This is a genomic window from Agromyces humi (assembly GCF_009720255.1).
Classification (GTDB): Bacteria; Actinomycetota; Actinomycetes; order Actinomycetales; family Microbacteriaceae; genus Agromyces; species Agromyces humi.
The window spans coordinates 1-6629 of record NZ_WJSP02000201.1; the positions used below are offsets into that span (position 1 = coordinate 1).

A 6629-nucleotide genomic window follows, 5' to 3' on the forward strand; every position below is an offset into this window, starting at 1 on the left:
CTGCGGCCGGCGCGACCCCGGGCGGCACCGTCACGGTGGGCACAGGCGACGCGGCGATCGCGTACACGTGGCCCGAGCCGGTCGGCACGCCGAACTCGGTGGCGCCCGCGGGCCAGACCATCGCGGTGAGCGGCCAGGGCACGCATCTCGCGATCCTCGCGTCCGCGGCATCCGGCGGCGGAGTGAACCCCGAGCTCACGCTCACCTACACCGACGGCACGGTCTCGAAGCAGAACGTGTTCTTCCCGAACTGGCTGCCCCAGGCATCCGGGCTCGGCGGGGCGACGGTCGCGGTGAAGTCGCTCGGGCGCAACAGCGCGACGAACCCGATCGTGTACGAGTACCCGACGTACGGCTACCAGGTGTACTCGAACCTCGTGCGCCTGAATCCGACGAAGGAGCTCGCGTCGATCGTGCTCCCGAACGAGAGCCGGCTGAAGATCTTCGACTGGCAGGTCGTCGACCAGCCGCTGCCGCCGGCACCGACCGCGTCGGCGTGGGCGTCGGAGCTGAACTGGCTCAGCGCGACCAACGGCTGGGGGGTCATCGGCAAGAACGTGGCGAACAAGGACGCGGCGAACTCGCCCGACCTGCCGCTGAAGATCAATTACACCGACCCGGCCACCGGCCAGTCGCCCGTGTACGCGAAGGGCCTGGGCGTGCACGCCCAGTCGAAGATCACGTACTACGTGGGCGGCGAGTGCTCGGCGTTCACGGCGCAGGTCGGCCTCGAGGCCGGGTTCGGCGGCAACGTGATCTTCAAGGTCGACGCCGACGGGGCCAACCGCTACCAGTCGCGCACGTTCACGCCCGGGTTCGCGCCCGAGTCGGTGAACGTCGACCTGACCGGCGTGCAGTACGTCGACCTCATCGTCGAGGCGCCCGGCAGCATCAACGGCGCCCACGGCGTGTGGGGCGACGCGAGGTTCAGCTGCGACTGAGCGGATGCCGCGTCGCGCGACCCGAGGGCCCGTTCCGCCATCCGGCGGGGCGGGCCCTCGGCCGTGGCCCCGCGTCGTTCCTCGGTGCTCATGCGACCCGCGTCACCTCGACGCTGACGAACAGCTCCGAGGCACCCGGCCCGGCGTACACGCCGCGCAGCGGCGGCACATCGCTGTAGTCGCGGCCGCGCCCGACGAGCACGTGCAGCTCGCCCACTTCGGCCAGGTTCGTGGGATCGTACCCGCGCCACTCCCCCGCGAACCACTCGACCCAGGCGTGCGACTCGCCGATCACCGTCTCGCCGACGGCCGCGCCCGCATCGGGGTGCAGGTAGCCCGAGACGTACCGCGCGGGGATGCCGACCGACCGCAGCGCGCCGAGCGCGACGTGCGCGATGTCCTGGCAGACGCCCTTGCGCTCGCCCCACGCCTCGGCGGCGGTCGAGTGCACGCCCGTGACGCCGCGCATGTACTCCATCGAGGAGCCGACGGCCCGGCAGATCTCGACGGCCGTCTCGCCGACGGGGGCCCCCTCGGCGGCGATGTCGGCGGCGAGCGCGGCGACCTCATCGGGCGGCACGGTCGACGCCGACGTCGTGGACGCCTCGACGAGGCCGACCGTCGACGTGGACGCCGCGTGCAGCTCGTCCCACTCGAGCTCGCTGCCGGGCACGGGCGACGGGCGCACCTCGACGAGGCTCGTCGCCGTCACCGAGAGCTCGCGATGCGGCGTGAGCACCTCGAAGGTCGACACGCGCGTGCCCCAGTAGTCGAGGTAGGAGTGCTGCGTCGCGCCCGGCCGGATGTCGAGCCCGGCCTGCAGCACGAACTGCTCGCCGCCCGAGTGGGGCAGCATGCGCGCCTCGTTGTACGACGCCGTGGCGGGCTCCTCGTAGGAGAAGCCCGTGCGGTGCACGATGCGGATGCGGCTCACGAGACCTCCCCGATCCAGACCGGCGCGACGCTCGCCGGGAAGTAGCGCTGCCGGATCGCCTCGCTCGCCGATGAGGTGACGGCCTGCACGTGCTCCATGTGCCCCGAGAGGTCGGTGAGGAGGTCGGCGATCGGGCGGTACTCGAGCTCCGAGCGGATCTGCCCGAGCAGCCGCCGTGACGGATCGGTCACGCCGACGCGGCCGGCGCGCGGGTCGATCTCGCGCAGCGACTCCTCGGCGCGGATCACGCTCGAGATGATCGACCGCGGGAACAGCCGGTCGAGCAGCAGGAACTCCGCCGCCGACTGGCTCGACGGCACGCCGCGATAGCTGCGCAGGTAGGCCTCGTACCCGCCGCAGCTGCGGAGGATCGTCGTCCAGCTCGGCCCGCTCGCCTCGGTGAGGGATCGGGTCGCGAGCAGCCGTGCGGTCATGTCGGCGCGTTCGATCGCGCGTCCGAGCGAGAAGAAGTGCCACGCCTCGTCGCGGCTGGTCGCCGAGTCCACGACGCCGATGGCGAGCGCCGAGCGGTCGCGCACCCAGCGGAAGAACTCGTGCGTCTTGTCGGAGGCGACGCGTCGCGGCATCCGTGCGTTGGTCTGGTTCAGGGCCTCCCAGAGCTCGGTCGAGACGATCTCGCGGGCGCGCCGGGCGTTCTCACGGGCCGAGGCGATCGAGTGCGCGATCGACGCAGGGTGCGTGCGGTCGACCGCCAGGAGCAGGATGACGTCGTCGCGCCGGAGCGCCACGTCGGGGTCGGCCTCGCTGCCCATGACCGACAGCAGCGAACGGCACGCCGTGTCCTCGTCGATCCACGGGTCCTCGAGCAGCAGCTGCAGGTGCACGTCGAGGATGCGCGCGGTCCCGTCGCTGCGCTCGATGTAGCGGCCGATCCAGAAGAGCGACTCGGCGATGCGGCTCAGCATGGGCATGACCGGCCTCCTCCGTCGGGCACCGGATGCCGCGGCATCCGTCGCGCCTGCTGCTGCTGCTGTTGCTGCTGTTGCTGCTGGCGGATCGGGGCGTCCTCGTCCTGGGGTGATGCGGTGGGCGGATGTCGCGTGGGCTCGCTCCCGGCGGACCCCGTGGCCCCCGCCGCCGGAGGCGCGGGCGCACCGGCGGGCGCGGCCTGGTCGGCGACGAGCGTGCCGACCCGCGCAACAGCTCGCGCCGCTATCGGCGCGGCGATGGGACCGGTGAGCAGGCCGCCCCCGAGCACCCACGTGTCCTTGGAGCCGCCGCCCTGGCTGGAGTTCACGACGAGCTGGCCTTCGGGCAGGGCGACCCGGGTGAGTCCGCCGGGGAGCACCCACACGTCGTTCCCGTCGTTGACCGCGAAGGGGCGGAGGTCCGCGTGGCGCGGGCGCATGCCGTCCTCGACGAGGGTCGGGATCGTGGAGAGCTGCACCACGGGCTGCGCGATCCAGCCGCGGGGGTCGGCCACGAGCCGGGAGCGCAGCCGGGCGAGCTCGTCGCGCGAGGCATCCGGCCCGACGACGAGGCCCTTGCCGCCCGACCCGTCGACCGGCTTCACGACGAGCTCGTCGAGGCGGTCGAGCACCTCCGCGAGCGCGTCGGGCTCCTCGAGCCGCCACGTGTCGACGTTCGGGAGGATGGGCTCCTCGCCCAGGAAGTACCGGATGAGGTCGGGCACGTACGTGTAGACGAGCTTGTCGTCGGCGACGCCGTTGCCCACCGCGTTCGCGATGGTGACGTGCCCGAGCCGCGCGGCGAGCATGAGCCCGGGCGCGCCCAGCACCGAGTCGGGCCGGAACTGCTGCGGGTCGAGGAACTCGTCGTCCACGCGCCGGTAGATCACGTCGACGCGCGTCGGGCCGGCGGTCGTGCGCATCCACACGCGGCCGCCGGAGCAGAACAGGTCGCGGCCCTCGACCAGCTCGACGCCCATGAGCCGCGCGAGCAGGGTGTGCTCGTAGTACGCGGAGTTGTAGACACCGGGCGTGAGCACCACGACGGTCGGGTCGTCGACGCCCTCGGGCGCACTCGCGCGCAGCGCCTGCAGCAGCTTGTTCGGGTAGTCGCCGACCGGGCGCACGCGCATCGACGTGAACAGCTCGGGCAGCGTCTGCGCCATGACCCGCCGGTTCGAGATCACGTAGCTCACCCCGCTCGGCACGCGCACGTTGTCCTCCAGCACCCGCCACGCGCCCTGCTCGTCGCGGATCACGTCGATGCCGGCGACCTGGATGCGCACGCCGTTCGCGCTCACGATGCCGGCGGCCTGCCGGTGGTAGTGGGTGGAGGAGGTGATGAGCCCTGCGGGGATGACGCCGTCGCGCACGGCGTGCTGCGGGCCGTAGACGTCGGCGAGGAACCGCTCGAGCGCCCGTACGCGCTGGGCGACGCCGGCCTCGACGAGGCTCCAGTCGGAGGCCGCGATGACGCGCGGCACGGCGTCGAGCGGGAACGGCCGCTCCTCCCCCGCGAAGTCGAAGGTCACGCCCTGCGCGAGGTAGGAGCTGGCGAGGGCGTCGGTGCGGCCGCGCAGCTCGTCCTGCGACATGCGGGCGAGGGCCGGGTAGAGCTCGCGGTAGGGCTCGCGGACGGCGGAGTCGGCGCGCGCGTCGGCGCCCGAGTCGGCATCGGCGTCGACGTCGGTGGGGAACATCTCGTCCCAGGGCCGACCGGCGCGGCGCGCCGCGACATCCGACCGCGTCGTCGTGTACCCGTCGAAGAGCGTTCCCATCACCGAAGGGTGCCAGCAGACGGTTACCGGGGTGTTTCCGCCGTGCGTCGGGCCCGCGGCATCCGGAGCCCCGATCGGCCGGGCATCCGTTTTACTTAGCAAGACTAATGAGCTAGGCTAAATAGCCATGGCATCGATCGCGGAGCAGAGCACCGAGCTGCGCATGGCGACCTTCCGGCTCGCCCGCAGGCTCCGTGCGCACAAGGCCGACCAGGCCATGTCCGACGCCCAGTTCGCCGTGCTCGGCCTGCTCTTCCGGCACGGCCCGAGCACCCTGACCGAGCTCGCCGAGCAGGAGCGCGTCTCGGCGCCCTCCATGAACCGCACGGTGAACTGCCTGGAGGAGAGCGGCTACCTCACGCGCGTGACCGACGACGCCGACCGGCGCAAGGTCAACATCGCCCTCACCGAGTCGGGCCGCGAGGTCGTGAAGGCGACCACCTCGAAGCGCGATGCCTGGCTCACCACCCGCCTGCGCGAGCTCTCCAAGGAGGACCGCGCCGTCCTGGCCCGCGCCGCCGAGCTGATGGGAGGATTCATCACCCAGTGAGTGCCATGTTCCGCTCCCTCGCCGTGCGCGACTACCGCATCTGGTTCATCGGCGCCCTCGTCTCCAACATCGGAGCGTGGATGCAGGCCACCGCCCAGAACTGGGTCGTGCTCACCGAACTCACCGCGAACGACGCCCTCGCCGTCGGCATCACCATGGCCCTGCAGTTCGCACCGCAGCTGCTGCTCGTGCCGGTCACCGGACTCATCGCCGACCGGTTCGACCGCCGCAAGATCCTCATGGTCACCCAGAGCTGCCTCATGGTGCTCGGCCTCGCGCTCGGGCTGCTGCTCATCCTCGGCCACGCCCAGCTCTGGCACCTCTACGGCTTCGCCCTCGCGCTCGGCATCGTGAACGCCGTCGACACGCCCGCGCGCCAGACCTTCGTCGCCGACCTCGTCTCGGGCTCGAACATGTCGAACGCCGTCGCGCTCAACTCGGCGTCGTTCAACGCGGCGCGCATGATCGGCCCCGCACTCGCGGGCTTCCTCATCGTGCTCGTCGGCTCGGGCTGGGTGTTCGTGATCAACGCGGTCACGTTCGTGGCGGTGCTCGTCGCCCTCGTGATGCTGCGCGACATGGTGGTGAAGCGGATGCCGCGAGCCGGCCGCTCGGGCCAGTTCGTCGCCGGGTTCCGCTACGTGGCGAAGCGGCCCGACCTGCTCATCGTGTTCGTGATCGTCTTCCTCATCGGCGCGTTCGGCATGAACTTCCCGATCTTCTCGTCGACGATGGCGGTCGAGTTCGGACGCGGCGCCGGCGAGTACGGCGTGCTCAACTCGATCCTCGCGATCGGCTCGCTGACGGGTGCCCTGCTGGCCGCCCGACGCGAGCGCGCCCGAATGCGGGTGATCATCCTCGCGGCGGCCTTCTTCGGCGCGGCCGTGCTCATCTCGGCGTTCATGCCGACGTACTGGATGTTCGCCGCGTCGACGATCCTCATCGGCTTCGGCGCGGTGTCGCTGCTCACCACGGCCAACGGCTACGTGCAGACGACGACCGCCCCCGAGCTGCGTGGCCGCGTGATGGCGCTGTACATGGCGATCCTGGCCGGCGGCACGCCGATCGGCGCTCCCATCGTCGGCGCCGTCGCCGACAGCTGGGGCCCGCGCTGGGCCCTCGGCGTCGCGGCCGTGGCGGCGGGCGTCGCCGCGCTCATCGGCGTCGGCTGGCTCGTCGTCGCCCGCGGCATGCACCTGGCGCGGCATCCGCATGCCCGTTGGCGTCCCGTGCTGCGATTCGCGGATGCCCCGACGGCGGCGATCGCGGTCGTGCCCACGCGTGCGATCCCGGTCGTGCCCGACGACCGGCTCGTGCCGTCGGTGTCGAACGACCGGCTCGTGCCCGCGGACTTCTCGGAGGAGGTCGCGCTCACGTCGCCGATCCCGCTGCCGCGGCACCCGCACCCGCACCCTGCCCGCGAGGGTGCGCCCGTGCGGCAACCGTCGAGTCGCCCGTTGGGCGTGCCGTGCGCGCCCGCCACCGAGTGAGCAACGC

6 protein-coding genes are annotated in these 6629 nt (G+C 72.0%); 3 read left to right on the forward strand and 3 right to left on the reverse strand.

Annotated features, from left to right (window positions below):
• Nucleotides 1-941: NPCBM/NEW2 domain-containing protein (locus GH736_RS14630; protein ID WP_203230786.1), on the forward strand; the 941-nt coding region annotated here is incomplete at its 5' end.
• Nucleotides 942-1029: 88 nt separating this feature from the next.
• Here the strand turns inward: GH736_RS14630 and GH736_RS14635 are convergent.
• From GH736_RS14635 to GH736_RS14645, 3 genes are read right to left on the reverse strand one after another with little or no spacing between them, the layout of a single operon-like run.
• Nucleotides 1030-1875 carry a transglutaminase family protein gene (locus tag GH736_RS14635; protein WP_159604588.1) on the reverse strand — a complete coding sequence of 282 codons (846 nt, stop codon included), beginning with the start codon at nucleotides 1873-1875 and terminating at the stop codon, nucleotides 1030-1032.
• Nucleotides 1872-2801: an alpha-E domain-containing protein gene (locus tag GH736_RS14640; protein ID WP_159604594.1), complete on the reverse strand. Its 930-nt coding sequence runs from the start codon at nucleotides 2799-2801 to the stop codon at nucleotides 1872-1874. The genes GH736_RS14635 and GH736_RS14640 overlap by 4 nt, the downstream gene beginning before the upstream one ends.
• Nucleotides 2795-4582: a circularly permuted type 2 ATP-grasp protein gene (locus tag GH736_RS14645; RefSeq protein WP_159604590.1), complete on the reverse strand. Its 1788-nt coding sequence runs from the start codon at nucleotides 4580-4582 to the stop codon at nucleotides 2795-2797. Before GH736_RS14645 ends, GH736_RS14640 begins: the two co-directional genes overlap by 7 nt.
• A 127-nt stretch (nucleotides 4583-4709) precedes the next feature.
• On the opposite strand from GH736_RS14645, the gene GH736_RS14650 reads away from it, so the two are divergent.
• The gene (locus GH736_RS14650) at nucleotides 4710-5132 is read left to right on the forward strand and encodes a MarR family winged helix-turn-helix transcriptional regulator (RefSeq protein WP_159604592.1); all 423 of its coding nucleotides are present in this window, start codon (nucleotides 4710-4712) and stop codon (nucleotides 5130-5132) included.
• Nucleotides 5133-5137: 5 nt separating this feature from the next.
• Entirely contained in the window at nucleotides 5138-6622 is a 1485-nt protein-coding gene (locus GH736_RS14655) for an MFS transporter (protein ID WP_159604596.1), read from the forward strand.
• Nucleotides 6623-6629: the final 7 nt, after the last annotated feature.

Coding starts and splice junctions, on each gene's coding strand:
- GH736_RS14640 (WP_159604594.1), bottom strand. CDS start 2,801: ATGCTGAGCCGCATCGCCGAGTCGCTCTTCTGGATCGGCCGCTACATC.
- GH736_RS14645 (WP_159604590.1), bottom strand. CDS start 4,582: ATGGGAACGCTCTTCGACGGGTACACGACGACGCGGTCGGATGTCGCG.
- GH736_RS14650 (WP_159604592.1), top strand. CDS start 4,710: ATGGCATCGATCGCGGAGCAGAGCACCGAGCTGCGCATGGCGACCTTC.
- GH736_RS14655 (WP_159604596.1), top strand. CDS start 5,138: ATGTTCCGCTCCCTCGCCGTGCGCGACTACCGCATCTGGTTCATCGGC.